This is a genomic window from Evansella clarkii (assembly GCF_002019695.1).
In the GTDB taxonomy this organism is placed as follows: domain Bacteria; phylum Bacillota; class Bacilli; order Bacillales; family Salisediminibacteriaceae; genus Evansella; species Evansella clarkii.
The window spans coordinates 2310664-2331106 of record NZ_KV917376.1 but is presented as its reverse complement, the minus strand read 5'-3'; the positions used below and the strand labels follow the sequence as shown (position 1 = coordinate 2331106).

Genomic DNA, 20443 nt, shown 5'->3' with positions numbered 1-20443 from the left:
CTTCCTAAGCCCTGGAGGGATTCACCTCTGCTTCCTAGGCAAGCTGGTATGTTCTGTGTCATCGAATGATACGTACGCAGGTGGATGAGCACTCTTTTCATGATTCAGCCCTTCCCACAAAATCTAGAAATCTGTGGTACTATGGCTTCGGCTGACTTCTGACAGTTCAGTGATTCCTCCTGGAATCAGTTACCGCATTTGTACGGCGTTCCTGTCAGACCTCCCCGGGTAAGTGCATAAACTTCCTCTCCATATACCCGCCTCATTTACTGCCGGATCCTTCGGTCGTTAGGACTTTGACTTGTTTTGCAGCCTCATCCAGACCAGACAGCCTTGTATGAGATTCGTGTTCCTCGGGTCGGAGATTTGCCTCCGGCTTCCTTCAGATTCCGAGTCGCCCCGGACACCCTTGCCTTTAGCTAGCAGTTACAACGACCTTCACTGTTCGGGACTTGAACCCTAAAGCGTATGCACATGCCGGGCACACAAAAATACAGACCAAATCCCGGATCTGGTCTGTATTAGTATGCTGCTTCATATATTTATCCGCCGAAACGAAACCGGCTTCCTGTTCACACACCTATTTATTTTCCCACGCTTTCACAAGCTCTTTTTTCGTTACTTTCCAGTGGGAAGCATGCCAGGATACTTTCCCTTCTGAAAACAAGAGTGCCTGGGGAGATTCATGTTTAACGTTGTATTTTTCAGCCACTTCATTGGATAGGTCCCTCAGCTCCTGAACGTTCAGGTAATATACAGGAATATTATCATTTTCACCTGCGAACTTTTCCGTTTCTTTAAAAGCTTCATGGCTTATAGGACAGGTAGTACTGTTTTTAAGGAGTATCAGTGTTCCCTGCTCATTCAGCACTTCCTCAAACTGCTGCTTTTCATCAATTTTAGTTAGTGCCATTTTCCTCTTCTCCTCCTGTATCCTGATTTTCCGGAGCTGAAGCGCCGTTCTTCTCATTTCTGGCTTTTTCTTTCTCTTCTACTTCTTTAACAAGCTGCTCTACAGAACGCTGAAGGTCTTCTACTTCTTTCCTTACGGAAGCAGCAATTTCATCGCTGATACCCTCCATATCATCTGAGAGATAATCTGCGGATTCTGTGAGCTCCTCCATGTCTTTTCGGACCTTTCCTGCAAGATCTTTAACTTTTTCCACTAAACTGGTGGATTGACCTGAAACTGTTTTAGCAATAGTGCTTGTGCCTTCCTTCGCCGTTACAGCCAGCTGATTTCCTTTTTCCACTGCCTGGCTGGTCCAGTCTGTCGTTCTGTCCTTTGCTGCCCGCGCCTGTTCGTTAATATCCTGGCGAAGCTCCTTACCGGATTTTGGAGCTGTCAGAAGGGCCGCCGCTGCGCCTATTGTTCCCCCTACAAACATCCCGATAATAAAATCTTTCGTATTCATACCGTTGTTATTCTCACCCATCACTATTCCTCCTTGGAAAAATTATTTTACTTTTTTCTCTTTAGTATCTATATCAGCTTTTTTTGCTTTCCATTTTCCCCAGAAATCCAGAGCAACATTGCCCCATTTAACTGCCTGAGCCACCTGGTCTGACTGTTCATTCGCTTTTTTGGAAATTGCGGCAGAGACTGTCTTTAAGGAATGGTTCACATTCTGTACCGTTTCACCAAGATCATTAGCCGCTGCAAAAACAGAATTCAACGAATCTGACTTTCGCTGAATATCATCAGCAAGCAAATTCGTTTTATGTATCAGTTCCTGGGACTCCTTCGTAATTCCATCAACCTGCTGCTGAAGTCCCTCAACAGTAGATGATACATTATCCAATGTTTGCTTCATGGAGATTAATGTCCTGATTAAATAAAAAACCAATGCCGCGAAAGCAACTGCGATAATTGCTACACTCAAATATAATAGCCACTCCATTAACGAAAGCACCTCCTGAATTTTTTCTATATCTTTTAAAACACTCTAAAAAGAGTATTACTGCCTGCAGTTATTTTCATCCCTCAATATCATCATTCTACATTTTTTTTACTAAATCCTCCATTATTGTGTAATTTGCCTGTTAGAAATAGCAAGCGTTACGCTGGTTTCCTGTAAAAGAAGTGTGTAGAATATAACCATACTTCAATCATTATACAATTTACAGGAGGAATAAAAAAAGATGAGAGATCCTCGAATTCAGACACTCGCGAGAAACTTAATTAATTACTCGGTAAACCTTCAAAAAGGAGAAAAGCTGCTCATTGAAAACTTCGGTATCCAGAAGGAGCTTGTAAGCGCCTTAGTGGAAGAAGCTTATGAAGCAGGTGGTCTCCCTTTCGTTTCCCTAAAAGAGCATGAAATAAACCGTTCTTTACTTATCGGAGCTGACGAAGAACAGCAGAATCTCACTGCAGAATTTGAGGCTCAGGTGATGAAAGAAATGGACGCATACATAGGCCTCAGAGCTGGCGATAACATAAATGAGCTGTCAGACGTTCCTGATGAAAAAATGAGCCTCCACCAAAAAACTGTAGGTACAAAAGTCCACAGAGAAATCCGAGTGCCGAAAACTAAGTGGGTCGTCCTCCGTTACCCTACCTCTTCTATGGCGCAGCTGGCAAAAATGAGTACAGCCGGTTTTGAAGATTTCTATTTCAATGTATGTAATCTTGATTACAGTAAAATGGATAAAGCAATGGATGCTTTAGTTGAACGTATGAATAATACAGACGAAGTGAGGATAACCGGTCAAGGGACTGACATCAGCTTCTCTATAAAAGATATCCCGGCAATTAAGTGCGCAGGAAGACTGAACATTCCCGATGGCGAAGTGTATACTGCTCCTGTCAAAGATTCAGTGAACGGAACTATTACTTATAACACTGCTTCACCTTATCAAGGATTCTCCTTTGAAAATATTAAATTCACTTTCGAGAACGGAAAAATCGTCCAGGCAGAATCAAATAATACAGAGAAAATCAATGCCATACTGGACACAGACGAAGGTGCCCGTTATATCGGAGAATTTGCTATTGGTGTTAATCCATACATACTCCACCCAATGCAGGATATTCTGTTCGACGAGAAAATAGACGGAAGTTTCCATTTCACTCCAGGTCAGGCATATGAGAATGCTTATAATGGCAATGACTCTGCCGTACACTGGGATATAGTGAACATCCAGCGCCCGGAATACGGCGGTGGCAAAATATATTTTGACGGAGAACTCATCCGGGAAGATGGAAGGTTTGTTGCAGAAGACCTTAAATCACTAAATCCGGAGAATTTGAAGTAATACATGAATCAATTTCATAAACCATGATTTTCATCATTAATACGAACATTATCTTAAATTATTACTTTGCTGATCGATTTACGTTTCAGACGGACGCGTTCTGCGGGCACGGCTTCAACTAATTTATGACGGCTGAAAGCCGTCATAAATGGATTTTCAGCTTCCCATGCTTTTCCCGCACGAGTCGCCGTCTTACGCTGCAATCGAAAAGTAAATAATGTTCGTCTTTATTTTATAAAAAGTCTCTATATGAAATTCATTCACATATATAAACTTTCAAAATCCATTAAAAACTCCCCGGGGATGATCCCCGGGGAGTTTTTTATCCGGCAGGCTATAATGCCGCCGGGTGATTCATTATTCAGTTACTGACTTTCAGTGCTTCGTATGCCCGCTGGAACTTCTGCACATCCCCGGCACCCATAAACAGCAGTACTCCATTATCATGTTCTGTCAGCTGGCTGACCGTGTCTTCTGTTAAGAGTTTTGCCCCTGGAATCCGGTCCTGCAAATCCTGAATTGACAGCTCCCCGCCTTTTTCCCTTGCAGATGAAAATATATCACAAAGGTATACATGGTCAGCTGTTTTCAGGCTCTCGGCGAATTCATCGAGAAATGTTTTCGTTCTCGTAAAGGTATGAGGCTGGAACACTGCCACTACTTCTCTTGAAGAATATTTCTGTTTCGCCGATTCAATTGTCGCCGAGATCTCTGTAGGATGATGGGCATAATCATCAATAAGAATCTGAGAACCAAATTCCTTCTCAGTAAAACGCCGTTTTACCCCTTTAAAAGTCTTCAGCTGTGATTGTACTACTTCCACTTCCACCCCTTCATAATGGCAAAGGGCAATGACAGAGAGGGAATTAAGGACGTAATGATTTCCGTATCCCGGCACTGTAAACGAAGCGTATAATGAATTACGTACATAGACGTCAAAATGCGTTCCTTCTTCATCAGTGTGAATATTTTTCGCACAGAAATCATTATCGTCGTTCAAACCATAATAAACGACTGGGACCTGAGCATTGATTTTCTGAAGATACTCATCATCACCACAAGCTATAATAGCCTTGTTTACCTGCATCGCCATGTCCTGAAAAGCGGCAAATACATCATTAACATCTTTGAAGTAATCCGGGTGGTCAAAATCAACATTAGTCATAATCGCGTAATCAGGTTTGTAATTGAGAAAATGCCGGCGATACTCACAGGCCTCAAAAACAAAGTATTCACTTTCTTCTTCACCTTTTCCCGTACCGTCTCCTATCAGGAAAGATGTAGGCTTTGCTGCCTGAAGCACGTGGGACAATAAACCTGTCGTAGAAGTTTTTCCGTGGGAACCAGTAACAGCGATACTCGTAAATTGCTGAATGAACTCTCCAAGGAAATTCGGATACGGGTGTACAGGTATATTAAGTTCGTTTGCCGTCCTGATCTCTTCATTTTCATCATTATAAGCCGCGGAAGCGATAATAGTCTGGCCTTCCTCTATGTTTTCCTTTTGAAACGGAAGTAAAGGAATTCCTTTTTTTTCCAGAGGCTTCTGGGTAAAAAATTCTTTTTCTACATCTGAACCTTGAACACTAAACTTCATATCGCTCAATATTTGTGCTAATGCGCTCATTCCAGAGCCTTTAATTCCAATAAAATGATAAACTGTCATGTTGAACCTCCACAAATCCATTGGTTCTAAGGACTGCCTTAGCACCAGGCTTTTTTGTACGGGTATCTCTAAAGTATATGCCTAATTAATATTAATTGGGAATATAAATTTCATACTTTCCCATTATAGCAAAAAAGCAAAACGGGAAACAATCAATATTAACATATTACCCTTTATTCTTACGCTTTAATTTTCCCCTCTGCATCCATTATTTACACAAGCCAGGCTTATGGAAGGATACGTTACTGGCAATGTCAAAGCAAGTTAATAATAAATCAGGCTGACTACTCTTATCTTTACCCCTTTTTATGTCTTAAATAATCAATTCCCGACTCTTTTAAGTATTTTCTTACTCTTCCTTCTTTCCCTGCAGTTCTTATTTCAGTTAGAATTTCTGTTGCTTTACCATCATCCACTGAAAATGGAGGGCCAATAATAAAGTTTTTGAACCCTGCCCTGACTATTCTCAGAAAAACTGTATCCCCTTCCTGAATATTGAAACTGCCTTTCAGGAAAAACACAGCTTCCCTTTCTTCCACGGAGTTTTCAAGGACGCCTGAAAATGTAATATTATCATCTTCGACTGCTTTAACATGTACAGGCTCCAGCGCCATCAGCATCATAAACCCGCTTAAATCCAGCATTGGCTTGGTTAATTCCTCTTGTTTTTCCCTTACAAATAAATCAAACATTCTGGAACCTGCTACTGTGATGTAATCAAAAGCGAACCAGTGTTCAAAATGCAGGACTGTATCCTGCTCTAATATATATTCTGCCGGTATGCCGGTTTTATGGGAGAAAATCTGCTTTGCCCGTACTTTTTCCCGTATATTAGCTTCCTTGTCAATATAAGTAAACAGTTTCTCGTAAAGATCCATAAGGGCATTTTCCATATATTTTTGTTTTTGCTGTTTTACCGTTTCGAAATCAATTATAAATGAAGCATGCTTCTCGTCCATCCCGGCACTCCTTTCTCTTATGCTGTCATAAAATGATCGCTTGCTTTTCCCCGGACAAACAAATGTAACAGCCCCTTGCCTGGTCCGTATTCCAAAGGAAAAGACTGCTCAATTGACATCGATTGAACAGTCTGGCAGTTGTTAGTTAGTCATCAAATTCTATTTTTTCAAGGCGGGGATTCGGTCGGTATATTCTCCCTGTTTTGGCTTCCGGTTTACCATTAAGGAGAACATTGTCGCCTGTAAAGCCTATGTGAATCTTTAAAAGACTGCTTCCTACTCCGTAAATGTCTACAGGAGCACCCAGCTTTTCATATTCCTCAATCCGCTTCGCGTCAAACCCTCCTGACACAACTATTTTCACATGCTGGAAACCTTCTTCGTCAAGGGCTTTTCTGAGGGCAAAAAGCAAGGTTGGGTTAATACCTCTTGGATCAAACGTTCCAAGCACGTCAGGATTACGGAAGAAATACTGATCCACTAACGTTTTTGAAGTATCAACACGGACACCTTTCAGTTTATCTCCAAACTCTCTGGCCACTTTGAGTGAGTCAGTAATGACATCGTTATTGTAATCAACGAGAGCCATTAATTCATCGTCCGGAAATGTTTCCTGATAAGCTTTTGTTGCCTCTACCACATCACCTTCAAACAGCTGAATCAGGGCATGAGGCATAGTTCCCATTCCCTTCTTCCCCCACCATTCATTCATGGCATGAGTTGCCTGAGCCTGTGAGCCTCCTATAAACGCTGCGTATCCATCACCGGACTGCTGTGTAAAATGGTCATCCCTGTCCCCCATGAAGATGACCGGCTTCTCAACACCGGAAGATTTAGCCGCTTTTACAACTTCATAAACATTTGTTGCCACGGAAGTTCTTCTTGCGAGAATGCCGTCAATGACACCTTCTAAAAAACCAAATTGCTGGTAATGCCCTTTAATTGTAAGAACTGTTTCAAAAGGTGAAATTTTGTCGCCGTCCTTAAGAGAGTAAATTTCAAGTTCCTCTGGTCTTTCGGCAAAAGTCTTAAGCAGGGCAATCACTTCATCAGTTCCGCAAAGCACAGCATGCTTTTTCTGAAAAAACTGCATTGTAATTATATTATCCGCCTTATGTCTCTCGGCGATTTTCTTTGTTTTTAAAAAGTAGACCGCAGAGAACCATCCTTCACCTACACGTTCATCAAATTTAAAAGTATCGTTAGTAAGGCGCTTAATTTTTCCCTGTAGTTTCAAAGTAATCTCTTTCATTTTCTACTCCTTAATTTACGTCGGCATTTTCTGTCACACACTTGACGATCGTTTTAGTGATAATAAGGGGTTTTCTGATGCTCCAGTATTACTGCTTCAACAATTTCAACTAAATCATGTTTATCCACTTGCTGAATTCCGTTCTGGAGAACTATCCATTGGGTTAGCTCTTCTTCTTTCAAAAGATGACGCAACTTCGGAGATACAAATTGAACCAAATTTCCTAAAGGAATCTGCTGCATAAGAACACTCCCCCTTATAGTATTGATTCGATCTCATTTGAAGATACCGGAGTCCGCTGTGAAGCGTGCGGTCTGCCGGGACTGACATCCTGAAAGCTTTTCTGCATCCCTTCCCTTAATTTTTTCTCTATCTTTACCATATTGTATAAAAAAAGGAGAATGGTGTGTAGTCTAAGTATCCCCTCTTACTCCTATTTTTCCGCTATTTCCCTCTTTTGTCAAATAAACTTCCCTCGGTTTGCTCCCTTTGGCGGAGGAAATTATACCCCTTTCCTCCATTTCATCGATCAGGCGTGCTGCCCGATTGTACCCAATTCGGAAATGGCGCTGTAAAAGTGAAGCAGATGCTGCCTGCTGCTCATAAACAAAATCGCATGCAGGTTCGAATAAATCATCTTCTGAATCTGCTTCTATTTGTTTTTGTAAATTTTCTCTTTCAAATAAATATTCTGCCTTCCCGGCCTGTTTTACATACTCCATAACACGGTCTATTTCCTCATCAGAAACAAAAGTTCCCTGGATACGCACAGGTTTTCCTGATCCATTCTCCATGAACAGCATGTCTCCTCTTCCAAGGAGGCGTTCCGCTCCACCGCTGTCGATAATCGTTCTTGAATCCGCCTGAGAAGAAACAGAAAATGCGATACGTGTCGGGATATTGGATTTTATAAGACCAGTAATTACATCCACTGACGGACGCTGGGTAGCTACGAGTAAATGGATGCCGCAAGCTCTTGCTTTCTGGGCAAGACGGCAGATTGCTTCCTCCACATCATGAGGAGCGACCATCATCAAGTCTGCCAGCTCATCTACGACAACTACGAGATATGGTAAAACATCTTTCTCCTGGCCTTTTTCTTTCATTTTTTTGTTAAAACGCTTCAAGTCTCTTGAACCTTCTCTTGCAAATAATTCGTATCTTCTTTCCATTTCACCAACAGCCCATTTCAGACCCTCCGTAGCTTCTTTTGGATCTGTAATAACAGGAGCTGCGAGGTGAGGTATACCATTATATGGCGCAAGCTCTACCATTTTCGGGTCAATTAACAGGAGTCTTACTTCTTCAGGAGACGCCTTATAAAGCAGACTCACAAGAATAGAGTTTACACAAACACTTTTTCCTGATCCGGTAGCCCCGGCGATCAGACCATGAGGCATTTTTTGCAGATCCGTAACTACCGGCTCTCCGGTAATATCCATTCCAAGTGCTGCCGTAAGGGGAGATTCCTGGGTACGAAACTCCTTATGGTGCAGTATCTCCCTCAGGAAAACTGGTTCGGAAACTTTATTCGGTACCTCTATCCCAATCGTGTTCTTGCCCGGAATTGGTGCTTCTATCCGGATTTCTTTTGCCGCAAGGCTTAGCTTCAAATCATCAGTAAGATTAGTGATTTTACTTACTTTAACTCCCGGCTCAGGCTGGATTTCAAAACGGGTGACAGAAGGTCCTTTTGTTACATGCACCACCTTCGCCCGAATCCTGAAGTAATCGAATGTTTCATTCAACGTGCTTACCTGATCAGTCACCCATTCGTCATCGATGCCCATCCTTTTAGGCGGAATGTCGAGAAGCTGTAATGATGGAAAAGCATATCCTCTTTTTCGCTCTTCTTCTCTCCGCTTTACTTTTACTCTGTCCGACCGGTTCATCAGTACATTAAAAGGGATGTTACCCTGTCTTTTCTCTTCTGTTTTTTTGAACCCTGAACCAGTAACAGGGCTTGTACTTTCATTTCTATGCCTGTCTTTTCTTTTCTTGTCCTTTTTCCTGGAAAAAGCATCCCGGTCTGATGTACTTTCTTCAGCCGGAGAAGCAGCCGTTTCAACGCGGGGTTCGCCAGAGTAATCGATTTCTGCTGACGCTTCTTCCTCTTCGGTCCATGCTGGCGCGTCATTATATTCAGAGAAAGTTTGCGGAGCTTCCTCTTCCGTATGGAACTGATTCTCCGCTTCTTCTTCTGCTGCTGCATTGACAGCTTCGTCAACGCTAAAAGCGCTGTTTACAGTTTCAGTCTCACTCTCACTCTCATGACCGGGCTGTTCTCCATTTGCTGGGGAAGGTGCTTCTGTTTCCATAGCTGCAGCATATTCAGCAGCAGGAGCATGCTCCTCTGAATGATACCCTCGTTCAATAGTATTTATCTGTTCTAAGCCATCCTCTGATTCAGGCGCCGAATTTTCTTCATCTGCAGTTTTATTCAGCAGCCAATTTTCTTCATCCGTTTCATCGTTATTGAACACCTCTGCTTCTGTTTCAATGGCTTCGTTCTGACTGCATATCTCTTCTCTTTCAGGTTCAGCTATACGGTGAAAAGTTTCTGCTTCACTTTCTTCGTAGCGAAGGGCAGGTTCTTCTTTTTCGTGATATAGCGAGATAGTTTCTGTTTCTTCCATTTCTTCAGTTTGATTCGAAGGTTGAGTTTCCATCTTTTCCTTATCAGGATTGATAATTTCTTCTGTATCTCTCTTCACCTTTTCATGAGGCTGATTCTTTTCCTGCTTATAGACAGCAACATTTGCTGATGGTGGAAGAAAGTCGGCTTTTTTCAAGGTTTCCTGCAGCTTTCTTTCAGCTGCATTATCTTCTTCTGTGAAATCACGTTTAATTGTCTCTTCTGGAGGATACCATGCTTGTTGCTCCTCCCTCTCTTCATCAGCCACCATTTTCGGTTTACGAACTGGCGGCTTATTAAACCCGTAAACCGGAGAAGGAACAGAACGAACGGAAAAGTCTTTGCCCTGAAACCTTGGTTTCTGACCCTCTGTACCTTTTCTTACTTGCGCAGGTTTTCTCTCCTTACGTTCGGTGCTGGTTGCTCTGGTACTGTATTGCTCTTTTGTAAAGGAGCGTTTCTCCTTGTTTCTTTTCACTTCAGGCGGTCTCTGTATTTTGCCTCTTTTTTGAGCTGGCTCCTCATCTTTTATAACCGGGAAACGAAAGTTCCCTTTTTTAGGATACTGATGAATCACTTTGGGCTCAGGACTGTTCTGTTTTTGCAGCCTTGGGTAATATGTATCTGAATTTGTTTTACCCTTCACCTCATAATCTGTGTAGTTACTATTTGAATACTCCTGGTCTTCTGATGAAGGAAACATCCAGTTTTTTAAGCCTATTAAAAAACGGGGAAACCGTTTTGCCATTTTATATCACCTGTTTCTTTGAAGTCTTGTCTGGAAAACATTTCTGTGTAAACTAAAGTATATCAGAAAAGTAACCAGTGTAAGGATAGGTTTCGGTAATTTTATCCTCTCTTTGTCCGCTTTTGCGCCACTTCCATAGTTAAGCCCTGAACGAGGCATTACCTGAATAACAAAATGCTGAAGGCGGCGCCGTCTATTACCACTAAAAAGAACCACCCTGACAGGCGGTCCTGATTAGTTTACACTCTTAAAAACGGAAAGGCTCTACTTCTTTTTACCTGATTTGGGCTTTCGCTGAGCCAGAATAAATACAGGCTCTAATTCATTATTTTCATAGATAAATGGCAGAGCTGTGATTGGCACACGGCCTTCAGAGAAGAATTGAAACACCATCTGCGCCAGAATATCAAAGCCTGTCTCGTTTCGGATGTCGCCAAATATAAGCACATCCTGGTGAGGCACGGCAACCGCAAGCTGGCCGGCAGATTTTTCACTCATCTCCTTTAACAGAGATTCGTTAAGGATGCGGCTTGCATCATAGCCGTCATCTGTATTCAGAAAGTAAAAAGTATTCCCTGCTACTTTATCACTTTTCATATCTCCGCCCAGAGACCGAATATTAAACAGAGCAGCTTCATGTATTTCTTTTAAGGATTTGCCTTCATTTTCAAGTGTTTCGGCATCGATTAAAGAAAATGATCTCCCATGGTCGACCGCATAATATACTCTTGTTTCAGCTGTATGGTCTGAATAGATGAGTTTTTTTCCATCCTCAGTCTCCGTAGGAAAAGATGTCGCTCTGATAACCGGAAAAATGTTTTTTTCATTTCCTTCAAGGTTTATTGTTTTACCAAGCAGCCCCAAGCCTTCATTGATAAAATTTATTGTCTCCTCCAGAGCTTTTTCTTTGTTTTCTTTGAACTTATCTTTAAGGTTTGAAAGCTGAACCGTTACCCCTTTGTCATAGCGTTTATCTACAATTCGGAGGGTCTCGCTGTCCCTGTCAAAAGATGTGACCCAATTTTCATTAGTTAACCGGCTTTCAATTTCCCGTTTTATTTGTAAAGGTTTCATACCTTGACCTCCCTTTTGTTACAACTTCTTATTTTATCATTTCTCAGGCAATGAACCAACAAACGGGCTCACTAAGAGACAGAAAAAATGCCATGGAAGCTGAAAAACTTCCATGGCACTTGTTTTGTTTTTATTTATTCTTAGCTTCGTTTAAAAATTTGATAATTTCCTCTTTGGATTTACGGTCTTTACTTACAAACCTGTGCACTTCTTTTCCTTTTTTAAAAACAAGAAAACTTGGAATGCCGTATATATCCAGTTCCTGGCACTGGTCCATAAACTGGTCACGGTCTACTTTATAAAAGTTAAATTCAGGAAAGTGTTCCTGCAGCGCAGGCAGATCAGGTTCAAGCACTGTACAATCCGGACACCAGCCAGCGGTAAACATCATCACAGAACCGTCTTCCTGTTTCACTTCTTTAAACTGCTCAATATTTAATACCGTCTCCATTATACTCCTCCTAGGATTGTTCAATTTTCATATCGCCAAAGCGGATTTTCCCTGTTTTTCGCATCCACTCTGAGAATATCAAACTTAACACAGCAGGACCAATAAAATGCAGCAGGAGGATAGCAAACAGTACTCCTGAACTGCTACCCATCATGTTAATGGTCATTATTTGGCCAACTAAACCGCTCGTTCCCATGCCTGCCCCTTCCGGACTGTTTTCCATTTGAAAAACCAGAGTGGAAACAGGACCTAATATTGCGGCAGCCAGAGTAGGCGGCAGGATGATCCATGGGTTTCTCACAACGTTAGCTATCTGGAGCATCGAAGTGCCTATCCCTAAAGAAACGAGCCCTGACCACTTGTTTTCCCTGTAGCTGCTTACGGCGAAACCGACCATCTGAGCCGCACAGCCAACTGTAGCTGCCCCGGCAGCAAGCCCTTCTAGTCCTAAAATAATCGCAATCGCAGCACTGGATATAGGCGCTGTTAAGGCAAGCCCCATAAAAACAGCTACGAGTACTCCCATAATGAATGGCTGCTGCTGGGTCGCCCACATGATAAACTGTCCAAAACCAGTGAGAAATGCAGCGATTGGAGGACCAATCAAAGTCGCTGTCCCCACACCTGCAGCTATCGTTACGAATGGTGTAACGATAATGTCTACTTTCGTTTCCTGGGAGACAAGCTTTCCAATTTCAGTTGACAATAATGCAGCTATGAAACTCCCTGCCGGACCGGCAAGTTCAGCCCCCGCTGCGCCGCTTACGACTGCAGCGAAAATTACAAGACGAGGTGCTTTCAAGCCATAGGCAACTGCTACACCTATAGCCGGCCCCATCAGGGACATCGCCGTCCCGCCCATCGTTTCCAGAAAACCTGCTGCTCCAGTGAGGACGTTTAAATCACTAAGTAAACGCCCCGCAGTCTGCATGATAAGCCCGATGATTAAGGATGAAAACAGACCTAAAGCCATATAGCTTAAAGCGTCAATTAAATATGTCTGGAGGGAAGGCCTGACACCTTTTCTATGTAAAAATTCCTTCATCGTTATTCCTCCGCTGCTATGGTTGTAAAAAAATCGTTCACAATGATAAATATCAGTTTCCCCGTGTTTTATTAGTGGCTGATAAAGTTAATCTATACAGCAAAGTACAGCTACAAATAGATTACCTCTCTTTTATTTGCACATACATTTTTTCCAAAACTTTCTTCTTATACTGCCAATGTTAATATTACACGGTTAACAATAGATTGCCAAGCTGATGATTGAAACCGATTTCTTTACTGACATTTCTGTTTATGTTTAAAATGGAATCACAAATAGAAGAAGGAGTGAAGCAATAATGGAATTTACAGTATATCTGGCAGGCCAGATACATGACGACTGGCGAAAAGAAATTAAGGATAAAGCAGCACAAATGAATCTGCCTCTTCAGTTCACCGGACCAATGGAAAACCATGACAGGTCTGACAATATAGGAGAAGAAATTCTGGGAGAACAGCCGAACGCTGTGCTTAAGGACGAAGCTGCTTCAAAGATAAATAACCTCCGGACTCAGGTTCTTCTGAATAAATCAGACATCGTTATTGCCTTGTTTGGCGAAAAATACAAGCAATGGAACAGTGCAATGGATGCTGCTGCCGCTATCGCCCTGAATAAGCCGCTTATACTCATCCGCCCGGAAAGTCTGCACCATCCTCTAAAAGAGCTCTCAGAAAAAGCACAAGTGACTGTGGAAACTCCGGAGCAGGCTCTGAAAGCTGTCTCTTATATTTTTGAGGATTAAATAACAGTCACTTTAAAAATTAACGTCTGTGGATAAAGACCACCTGAGTCTCCATTATTGGGAGCTATCTTATTAAACAAACAAACAAGAATTGACGTATGAATTGGCATACGTCTTTTTCTTTATTAATCAAGATTTCTACGAAATTCCCAACATTTATAAACTGGTGGTCGATGAAAAGCTGCTGATTCCTGCATCCACTATCAAGAGGAATTAAACTTATCGGTTGGAGCTCAGGTTAAGAAACCGATGTGATCTTCTGAATAAGGGCGCTTCATTCGTGATTATTATAAAAAAACTCTAAAATAGACGGAGAGATTGCGCCTATTAACTCGAAAAGTTCTAAATTGGGTGATTTTATCTTGCATAACCGGAAAACTTCCCCTTATATCAACTAAAATAAGCTTCAATCTCCAAATAAACGAAAAATATCCGTTTATTTTACTTTTATATATTATTAATTATATAAATAAAATACGCTTTTCCTTTCCACTATTTTAGAGAAGCACCTCTCAAAAACGATCACTTTAGAAACTGACACATGGCGTTTTTTCCTGAACGGTTATTAATAGCTATGAGTGAGAGATAAATTTATTTCTCCGACCTTAACCGGGAAAATTTCCATTGTCCATAAAGGAGCCTTACAATATGCTCAAACATGAGTTCACGGGTAATTTCGCCTGCAGTTAAAATACCTATCGTTCCTTCTTTTTTCCTCACGTCTGTCTTCTCCGCCCATTGATCAATAACATCTCCAAGCTCATTCCCTGCCCGGATTTTTGCGGCAATATCTTCAGGAAGCGGAATTCTTGCACCACCGGCAGTGTATACTCCTCCGCCTTTAACTGCCAATGCTCCCCAGTTGCAAAGGAACATCCCTTCTTCACTATCAATGACGCCTCCTTCAAGGCCGATTCCCAATGAAATATTTTTATTGTTGGTAATTAAATATACTGCTCTGTTCACAGCTCCTTGTTTCGTCTCCTCATCCGATAACGGCTGAGGGGATACCGAAGTAGGAACTTCCTCAGAAATGACTTTCGCTCTTGTAAATACACTCTGAACTGCGGTTATTTTCGCAGGATTTTTTGAACCGATATATATTTCATCCACGATAACTTGCCCTCCATAGTAATTTTAAATCACTTCATCAAATTATTATTTTTGATTCTCAGCGTCCAATTTATTTTCTATCAGCGAATTTGAGTGGGCTATTGCGAAATCTCACCCTCTATCTGCGAAACCATACAGGCTATCAGCGAAATTTACCCTTCTATATACAAAACCTTCATTGCCCCGCCACCGCCTAAAAACAACCTCTCACACAGAAAACCCCTTTCCTTAGCGGAAAGGGATTTCCATTATCTAATTAAACATTACTTCTGATCGTTTCAAGGGTTGTTTTATCTGTTTTCCTGACAAGAGTGGTGATAAGCTCCTTAGCAGCTGCATAATCATCTACGTGGATGATGGAAGCGGATGTATGGATGTATCGGGAACATATCCCAATAACTGCGGAAGGAACGCCATTTCCTGACATATGAACACGGCCGGCATCTGTTCCGCCCTGGGAAATAAAGTACTGGTAAGGAATGTTTCCGGACTCAGCGGTATCAAGGATAAAATCCCTCATTCCACGGTGAGTTACCATTGTACGATCCAGAATCCTCAGCAGTGCTCCTTTTCCAAGATGCCCAAACGTATCTTTTTCGTCAGAAGTATCATTGGCCGGGCTGGCGTCGAGTGCATAAAAAATGTCAGGCTGGATCATATTTGCGGCCACCTGTGCACCTCGAAGGCCTACTTCCTCCTGGACAGTCGCTCCGGAATATAAAGTATTCGGCAGTGTTTCTCCCTGAAGTTCTTTTAATAATTCGATGGAAAGCCCTACACCATAGCGGTTATCCCACGCCTTAGAGATCACTTTCTTCTCATTCGCCATTTTTTCAAACGGGCAGACAGGCACGATTTGCTGACCTGGTTTAATACCGATCCTCTCGGCATCTTCTTTATTATCCGCACCTATATCTAAATGCATATTCTTTATTTCCATCGGCTTTTTCCGTTTTGCTTCATCAAGAAGATGGGGCGGAATTGAACCAACTACTCCCGTAACAGGACCTTTCTCTGTAATTACCTGAAAACGCTGAGCAAGAAGGACCTGGCTCCACCAGCCTCCAAGCGGCTGAAAACGAATTAAACCTTTGTCAGTAATCGAGGTGACCATGAAACCTACTTCGTCCATATGTCCCGCAACCATCACTTTCGGGCCGGCTTCTTCACCTTTTTTGACACCGAAGATCCCGCCGAGGCGATCCTGTATAACTTCGTCACTGTATTTTCTCAGCTCATCACGCACAAAACTTCTTACTTCATGCTCAAAGCCTGGTGCACCGGGAATCTGTGTTAACGTTTTGAATAAATCAAGTGTCTCCTGTTTCATTATGTGCTCCTTTCAGAATCTATGCTTATGTATCTTTTTACATTTTACCAAAATTATCAGACTTGTTTCCAGTTATTCGGCTGTCGAAATAAAAACTTCTTACATTAGAATTAACCTTTTTTTCAAAATTTAACATTGATAAATTTGGCATTTTTGTTTATGTTGGTTATACTGAAAGCAGAATTGGATTGTTTTCACTGAAAAAGCTATCTTATAGTGCTAACTGGAAAGAGGTGTTTTACAATGGGATGGAAACGTTTCGCAGCGGGAGTAGGGGCTGGTGTGGCCGTAACGCTGATTGCAAAAAACCAGATGGAAAAAAATCAGAGCCAGCTCTCTCCGGAAAAAGCGTTAAAACAAGTGAAGGAAAAAGCAAAGCATCTTGGTTCGATTGAAGGATCCTGGGTGCATATGATCCCTGAAAAGTATGAAACTGATGAACTTTCCTATAATGTTTACAGGGGCGGAATTACCTGTACCGATGAACAGGGTAAAATGAACGCTTATGAATTCTATGCAGACAGCTCTACAGGAGCAATTCTTAAACTGGTTAAACAGGATGATTAATCGCTGACTGCTTACCTTCAGGAAGCCGCAGCACCAGCATTATATACTATGCAATACTGAAACAGACCCGGAAAAAGCCCGGGTCTGTTCTTTTGTGTTTTCACTGTTATTCATTTTCCTGATTTCTGAGAACTGCCTCTTCAATCGTTTTTCCATCCTCATCCCATTGCAGCGCCCTGTATTTATAATCATGGTAAAAAATAAACCAAGCCCGTTCCTGAATTGCAGGCAATAAGTATTTCTGCTTCGCATCAATGGAGTCCATTGGGTAATCATCATACGCCAGAACCCACAAAACATTCTGATGAGCATGGGTAGGCATTAGATCGGCCAGGTGTACCACTTTCTCTCCGCCTCGTTCCACTACAAGAATACTGTGCCCCGCGCTATGCCCTCCAGTATGTATAAGCCGGATGCCCTCCACTGGCTCACATGACTCCTTATACGTTTTCACCTGATGCTCGATAGGCTGCCAGTTTTCTTTAAAATACGTATTTTTGGAACGGATGTTAGGGTTTTTCAACTCTTCCCATTCTGTCTCCTGCACCCAGTATTCCGCATTCTTAAATACACTCTCGAATTCACCAGAATCTGTTTTTCCCGAAGTACCGCTGGCATGATCGAAATGCATATGTGTCATAAGAACATAATCAATATCTTCCGGTTTCAAACCGAGGCTTTTAAGGTTTTCCACCACGGAAGATTCCTGAGTAATCCCATAGTTTCTTAAAGCTTTTTCGGAAAATTTGCCGTTGCCCAGTCCTGTTTCCATAAGCATATTTTTCCCATCTGCCTGAATTAAAACAGGGTCAGTCCGCAGTTCAACCTGGTTCTTTTCGTTAACCGGATATTTTCTCTCCCATAATGGCTTTGGAACCACTCCAAACATTGCCCCTCCGTCCATATGGGTGACACCTCCGTTAAGCCACGTATACGTTACGCCACCCGCTTCGAACTGTTCTAATGCCATTTTTATCATCCCTTCGTCATTTGTATTTACAAATCAGGATTTTTTTCGGCTTCCAGGCGATAAATTCTCATACCCTTATCAACATAACGTTCTTCATACTCTGTCATAATATTGTCTTCCATACCACTGTTGTGGAGATCAAGGCTGATGTTTTTAAGCCTGAATCCAAACTGGCTCAGGCTTTCAAGGGAATATTCAAAAAGCGCCTGATTATCTGTTTTCATATGTATTTCTCCCGATTTACCTAATACTTCGGCATATTTCTCCAAAAATCCTTTATGAGTCAGGCGCCGCTTCTCATGGCGGTTTTTCGGCCATGGATCAGTAAAGTTAATATAAACACGGGAAATCTCCCCTTCAGCAAAAATATCCGTCAGTTTCTCCACATCGTCCTTTATTAGTTTGACGTTTTTTTGAGGCGTCTCAATGAGGCGTTCAACTGCCGAGAGAATAACACTATCGTATTTTTCCATTCCAATAATATTCCTGTCAGGATAGGCTTCTCCCATCCTCGTGACAAATCTGCCTTTGCCAGTTCCCACTTCAATGTATACAGGGTTTTCATTCCCAAAATGTTCGTTCCATTTCCCTTTCAAATTTTCCGGTTCAGGGGTCACAATTTCCGGATGGTTTTCGATTACTTCCGAAGCCCAAGGTTTATTTCTTAAACGCATAATTAACACTCCTTCTGACATCATCGTCATTACTATATCTTATCTTACCCGTTCTGTCAGTTGTTTCAAAATCATTTTTCATCCCGATGCAACCGTCGTAAATCTCTCACTGATTGAAGTTTACTTTATGTGTAAAACAGACAGACCGGGGGAAAAGAGTTAAAAAGCCAATTTTAAATCAGAACTTAAAGAAACAAAACAAAGGACAATTTAATGCCGCTTATTCAACGGGCAAAAAGGTCCAGCAATTTACGAAAAATAATAAGGAGGCTGCATATGGAAAAAGATGAGATGATCCAGCAGGTGAGGGAAATACTTAAGGAGCAGTTAAGAACAAAGGACGCGGAAAATGGCCAGCTGAGTGAATTGGATGCTCTGTTAAGTTCTCTCAAAGAAAAGCATTTTAATGCTAATTTCAGTGGGACTGTGGAAGAAATTCACGCTTACACAAAAACCGCACTTGAAACCAGCAGCAAGGACAAGCTCCGGACACATGTGGAACACCACCATCTTAATCTGGCACGCTGGCTTGAAGAGCTGGATTTACTGAAAGCCGGCGGAGGGGCAGTAACTATTGACTATGAACAAAGGAAAGGCAGAGAAATTTAAACATTTCCCGCATAATTTCACCTTAAAATCACATCCTTTAATTATGATAACAAAAGTCAAAACGCTGTTAAGGATGTGGCTTTTAAAATGACCATGAATTACCACCATCAGCTTCAGCTGCTGTCCGATATTCTGATGAACCAGCACGACGAACATTACGGCACACACGATGAATATCGCCAGGTTGAAAGACTAGCTAACGCTTTACTGCAAAATCCATCTGTAAATGGGGAACTCCGTGAAATTCTTAACAATATCCGGAACTTTGCCACAGAACACGATATAGACGGGCAACAGGGAAATTTCATACCATCAGATCTAAGCAACTGGGTTCAGCAAATTCAAAACTCAAACCAGAGCGGCCCTGGCATGGGAAATGCGGGGAATCTGAATATGTAACATGAAAAGACCGGGAACGGCCCGGTCTTTTCTTTAATTTCCAGCTGAATCAGCTGATAATAGCCTGTAATTTTCAGGAAGAACGAAATCGTGACTGGCGAAGAATTTCTGTAAGGATATCCGACCACTTCGTAATATCATGAAACTCCTGTCTCTGCCAGTGCCAGAGCATGCTTTCCACACAATGGGCTGCCATATACCAGTCAAGACGGTATTTAAGCTCCTCTGTATATGTCACTCCATATTCTTCGAGCCAGCTTTCCCATTCGTTCTTCGGTACATATAAATACAGCATGGGAGCCAGATCAAGAGCAGGGTCAGCAACTGTTGCTCCGTCCCAGTCGATCAGATATAAACTGTCGTCGCTGCTTATTATCCAGTTATTATGGTTTACATCCGCATGGCAGACAACATGTTCTTCTATCCTGCTTTCAGGGAGATTTGTCTCAAGCCATTTCAGCGCTTCCGTAATATACGGATCTTTTATTTGTAAGCGGACTGCCCGCGATTTAGTTGCTTTAAAAAGAGCATGAGGAGTCAGGGGATGATTTCCCATCCTCGTAAACATATAGAGGAGCTCTCTTGACCGGTGGATTTTGGCCAGCAGCCTTGCCACACGCTTCTGGCGCAGCTCCGGCGATTTTAACTCACGGCCTTTGACCCACCTCTGGGCAGTGAGAACATCTCCATTTTCAAGACGCTTTGTCCATAAGAGCTTAGGGACAATTCCTTCAGCGGACAGAACAGCAAGAAAAGGAGAGGAATTTCTCTTTATGAAGATTTTCTGGTCCCCCTTCTCTGCGATATAGGCTTCGCCCGTCGCACCTCCGGCAGGACATATATTCCACTCTTCGCCCAATAAGTGTTCCAATAATTTCACCCTCAATTTTCTGTGTATGATTCCAGCAGTGTTTATGACAATTTCTCAGATACCGAAAAGTCTTTAACTAT

22 protein-coding genes are annotated in these 20443 nt (G+C 42.1%); 5 read left to right on the top strand and 17 right to left on the bottom strand.

The annotated features are described in order from the left end of the window. Positions 1-580 precede the first annotated feature (580 nt). Genes ytxJ through BK582_RS10580 form a run of 3 tightly spaced genes read right to left on the bottom strand, consistent with a single transcriptional unit; the run spans position 581 to position 1901 of the window. Positions 581-913, bottom strand: a complete 333-nt coding sequence (gene ytxJ, locus BK582_RS10590) for a bacillithiol system redox-active protein YtxJ (RefSeq protein ID WP_078595006.1) — start codon at positions 911-913, stop codon at positions 581-583. Next, on the bottom strand, positions 900-1436 hold the full coding sequence (locus BK582_RS10585; protein WP_078595005.1) for a YtxH domain-containing protein: 537 nt from the start codon (positions 1434-1436) through the stop codon (positions 900-902). Before BK582_RS10585 ends, ytxJ begins: the two co-directional genes overlap by 14 nt. Before the next feature lie 21 nt (positions 1437-1457). Beyond that, positions 1458-1901, bottom strand: a complete 444-nt coding sequence (locus BK582_RS10580) for a DUF948 domain-containing protein (protein WP_078595004.1) — start codon at positions 1899-1901, stop codon at positions 1458-1460. Between the two features lie 241 nt (positions 1902-2142). On the opposite strand from BK582_RS10580, the gene BK582_RS10575 reads away from it, so the two are divergent. After that, positions 2143-3258 carry an aminopeptidase gene (locus BK582_RS10575; RefSeq protein ID WP_078595003.1) on the top strand — a complete coding sequence of 372 codons (1116 nt, stop codon included), beginning with the start codon at positions 2143-2145 and terminating at the stop codon, positions 3256-3258. 53 nt (positions 3259-3311) lie between these two features. Here BK582_RS10575 and BK582_RS26935 read toward each other — a convergent pair whose 3' ends face one another. The 9 genes from BK582_RS26935 to BK582_RS10535 all read right to left on the bottom strand — a co-directional run bounded on the left by BK582_RS26935 (position 3312) and on the right by BK582_RS10535 (position 13088). Then, on the bottom strand, positions 3312-3461 hold the full coding sequence (locus tag BK582_RS26935; RefSeq protein ID WP_169910950.1) for a hypothetical protein: 150 nt from the start codon (positions 3459-3461) through the stop codon (positions 3312-3314). 158 nt (positions 3462-3619) lie between these two features. Then, on the bottom strand, positions 3620-4924 hold the full coding sequence (murC, locus tag BK582_RS10570) for a UDP-N-acetylmuramate--L-alanine ligase (RefSeq protein WP_078595002.1): 1305 nt from the start codon (positions 4922-4924) through the stop codon (positions 3620-3622). 296 nt (positions 4925-5220) lie between these two features. Beyond that, positions 5221-5883 (bottom strand): hypothetical protein, encoded by a 663-nt coding sequence (locus tag BK582_RS10565; RefSeq protein WP_078595001.1) that lies wholly within the window; start codon positions 5881-5883, stop codon positions 5221-5223. Positions 5884-6028: 145 nt separating this feature from the next. Further along, positions 6029-7135, bottom strand: coding sequence for a nicotinate phosphoribosyltransferase (locus BK582_RS10560; RefSeq protein ID WP_078595000.1), 1107 nt, complete (start codon positions 7133-7135; stop codon positions 6029-6031). A gap of 53 nt (positions 7136-7188) precedes the next feature. Beyond that, the gene (locus tag BK582_RS10555; RefSeq protein WP_078594999.1) at positions 7189-7377 is read right to left on the bottom strand and encodes a hypothetical protein; all 189 of its coding nucleotides are present in this window, start codon (positions 7375-7377) and stop codon (positions 7189-7191) included. 171 nt (positions 7378-7548) lie between these two features. Then, positions 7549-10518 (bottom strand): DNA translocase FtsK, encoded by a 2970-nt coding sequence (locus BK582_RS28065; protein WP_276328205.1) that lies wholly within the window; start codon positions 10516-10518, stop codon positions 7549-7551. Positions 10519-10782: 264 nt separating this feature from the next. Continuing rightward, the gene (locus BK582_RS10545) at positions 10783-11592 is read right to left on the bottom strand and encodes a DUF1444 domain-containing protein (RefSeq protein WP_078594998.1); all 810 of its coding nucleotides are present in this window, start codon (positions 11590-11592) and stop codon (positions 10783-10785) included. Positions 11593-11722: 130 nt separating this feature from the next. Beyond that, positions 11723-12043: a thioredoxin family protein gene (locus tag BK582_RS10540; RefSeq protein WP_078594997.1), complete on the bottom strand. Its 321-nt coding sequence runs from the start codon at positions 12041-12043 to the stop codon at positions 11723-11725. 10 nt (positions 12044-12053) lie between these two features. Further along, entirely contained in the window at positions 12054-13088 is a 1035-nt protein-coding gene (locus BK582_RS10535) for a PTS sugar transporter subunit IIC (RefSeq protein ID WP_078594996.1), read from the bottom strand. 298 nt (positions 13089-13386) lie between these two features. Between BK582_RS10535 and BK582_RS10530 the strand changes: the two genes are divergently transcribed. Further along, positions 13387-13830 (top strand): YtoQ family protein, encoded by a 444-nt coding sequence (locus BK582_RS10530; protein ID WP_078594995.1) that lies wholly within the window; start codon positions 13387-13389, stop codon positions 13828-13830. Positions 13831-14421: 591 nt separating this feature from the next. Here BK582_RS10530 and BK582_RS10525 read toward each other — a convergent pair. Both BK582_RS10525 and BK582_RS10520 read right to left on the bottom strand, forming a co-directional pair. After that, the gene (locus BK582_RS10525; protein ID WP_139368234.1) at positions 14422-14943 is read right to left on the bottom strand and encodes a DUF84 family protein; all 522 of its coding nucleotides are present in this window, start codon (positions 14941-14943) and stop codon (positions 14422-14424) included. A gap of 256 nt (positions 14944-15199) precedes the next feature. Beyond that, positions 15200-16273 (bottom strand): M42 family metallopeptidase, encoded by a 1074-nt coding sequence (locus tag BK582_RS10520; RefSeq protein WP_078594993.1) that lies wholly within the window; start codon positions 16271-16273, stop codon positions 15200-15202. A 243-nt stretch (positions 16274-16516) separates the two neighbouring features. On the opposite strand from BK582_RS10520, the gene BK582_RS10515 reads away from it, so the two are divergent. Further along, positions 16517-16840 carry a PepSY domain-containing protein gene (locus tag BK582_RS10515; RefSeq protein WP_078594992.1) on the top strand — a complete coding sequence of 108 codons (324 nt, stop codon included), beginning with the start codon at positions 16517-16519 and terminating at the stop codon, positions 16838-16840. A gap of 106 nt (positions 16841-16946) precedes the next feature. Here the strand turns inward: BK582_RS10515 and BK582_RS10510 are convergent, their stop codons facing one another. Together BK582_RS10510 and trmB are read right to left on the bottom strand one after the other, a co-directional pair. Beyond that, complete coding sequence (locus tag BK582_RS10510) at positions 16947-17810, bottom strand: YtnP family quorum-quenching lactonase (protein ID WP_078594991.1); 864 nt, start codon at positions 17808-17810, stop codon at positions 16947-16949. A 26-nt stretch (positions 17811-17836) separates the two neighbouring features. Beyond that, the gene (gene trmB / locus BK582_RS10505; protein ID WP_078594990.1) at positions 17837-18484 is read right to left on the bottom strand and encodes a tRNA (guanosine(46)-N7)-methyltransferase TrmB; all 648 of its coding nucleotides are present in this window, start codon (positions 18482-18484) and stop codon (positions 17837-17839) included. Positions 18485-18760: 276 nt separating this feature from the next. On the opposite strand from trmB, the gene BK582_RS10500 reads away from it, so the two are divergent. Further along, the gene (locus BK582_RS10500) at positions 18761-19093 is read left to right on the top strand and encodes a hypothetical protein (protein WP_078594989.1); all 333 of its coding nucleotides are present in this window, start codon (positions 18761-18763) and stop codon (positions 19091-19093) included. Positions 19094-19186: 93 nt separating this feature from the next. Continuing rightward, the gene (locus tag BK582_RS10495; protein WP_218190721.1) at positions 19187-19492 is read left to right on the top strand and encodes a YtzH-like family protein; all 306 of its coding nucleotides are present in this window, start codon (positions 19187-19189) and stop codon (positions 19490-19492) included. Positions 19493-19565: 73 nt separating this feature from the next. Here BK582_RS10495 and BK582_RS10490 read toward each other — a convergent pair whose 3' ends face one another. Continuing rightward, positions 19566-20363 carry a phosphotransferase gene (locus BK582_RS10490; RefSeq protein WP_078594987.1) on the bottom strand — a complete coding sequence of 266 codons (798 nt, stop codon included), beginning with the start codon at positions 20361-20363 and terminating at the stop codon, positions 19566-19568. Positions 20364-20443: the final 80 nt, after the last annotated feature.

Coding starts and splice junctions, on each gene's coding strand:
- BK582_RS10545 (WP_078594998.1), bottom strand. CDS start 11,592: ATGAAACCTTTACAAATAAAACGGGAAATTGAAAGCCGGTTAACTAAT.
- murC (WP_078595002.1), bottom strand. CDS start 4,924: ATGACAGTTTATCATTTTATTGGAATTAAAGGCTCTGGAATGAGCGCA.
- BK582_RS10555 (WP_078594999.1), bottom strand. CDS start 7,377: ATGCAGCAGATTCCTTTAGGAAATTTGGTTCAATTTGTATCTCCGAAG.
- BK582_RS10495 (WP_218190721.1), top strand. CDS start 19,187: ATGAATTACCACCATCAGCTTCAGCTGCTGTCCGATATTCTGATGAAC.
- BK582_RS10530 (WP_078594995.1), top strand. CDS start 13,387: ATGGAATTTACAGTATATCTGGCAGGCCAGATACATGACGACTGGCGA.
- BK582_RS10560 (WP_078595000.1), bottom strand. CDS start 7,135: ATGAAAGAGATTACTTTGAAACTACAGGGAAAAATTAAGCGCCTTACT.
- BK582_RS10515 (WP_078594992.1), top strand. CDS start 16,517: ATGGGATGGAAACGTTTCGCAGCGGGAGTAGGGGCTGGTGTGGCCGTA.
- BK582_RS10565 (WP_078595001.1), bottom strand. CDS start 5,883: ATGGACGAGAAGCATGCTTCATTTATAATTGATTTCGAAACGGTAAAA.
- ytxJ (WP_078595006.1), bottom strand. CDS start 913: ATGGCACTAACTAAAATTGATGAAAAGCAGCAGTTTGAGGAAGTGCTG.
- BK582_RS10585 (WP_078595005.1), bottom strand. CDS start 1,436: ATGGGTGAGAATAACAACGGTATGAATACGAAAGATTTTATTATCGGG.
- BK582_RS10540 (WP_078594997.1), bottom strand. CDS start 12,043: ATGGAGACGGTATTAAATATTGAGCAGTTTAAAGAAGTGAAACAGGAA.
- BK582_RS10575 (WP_078595003.1), top strand. CDS start 2,143: ATGAGAGATCCTCGAATTCAGACACTCGCGAGAAACTTAATTAATTAC.
- BK582_RS28065 (WP_276328205.1), bottom strand. CDS start 10,518: ATGGCAAAACGGTTTCCCCGTTTTTTAATAGGCTTAAAAAACTGGATG.
- BK582_RS10535 (WP_078594996.1), bottom strand. CDS start 13,088: ATGAAGGAATTTTTACATAGAAAAGGTGTCAGGCCTTCCCTCCAGACA.
- trmB (WP_078594990.1), bottom strand. CDS start 18,484: ATGCGTTTAAGAAATAAACCTTGGGCTTCGGAAGTAATCGAAAACCAT.
- BK582_RS10510 (WP_078594991.1), bottom strand. CDS start 17,810: ATGGCATTAGAACAGTTCGAAGCGGGTGGCGTAACGTATACGTGGCTT.
- BK582_RS10500 (WP_078594989.1), top strand. CDS start 18,761: ATGGAAAAAGATGAGATGATCCAGCAGGTGAGGGAAATACTTAAGGAG.
- BK582_RS10520 (WP_078594993.1), bottom strand. CDS start 16,273: ATGAAACAGGAGACACTTGATTTATTCAAAACGTTAACACAGATTCCC.
- BK582_RS10580 (WP_078595004.1), bottom strand. CDS start 1,901: ATGGAGTGGCTATTATATTTGAGTGTAGCAATTATCGCAGTTGCTTTC.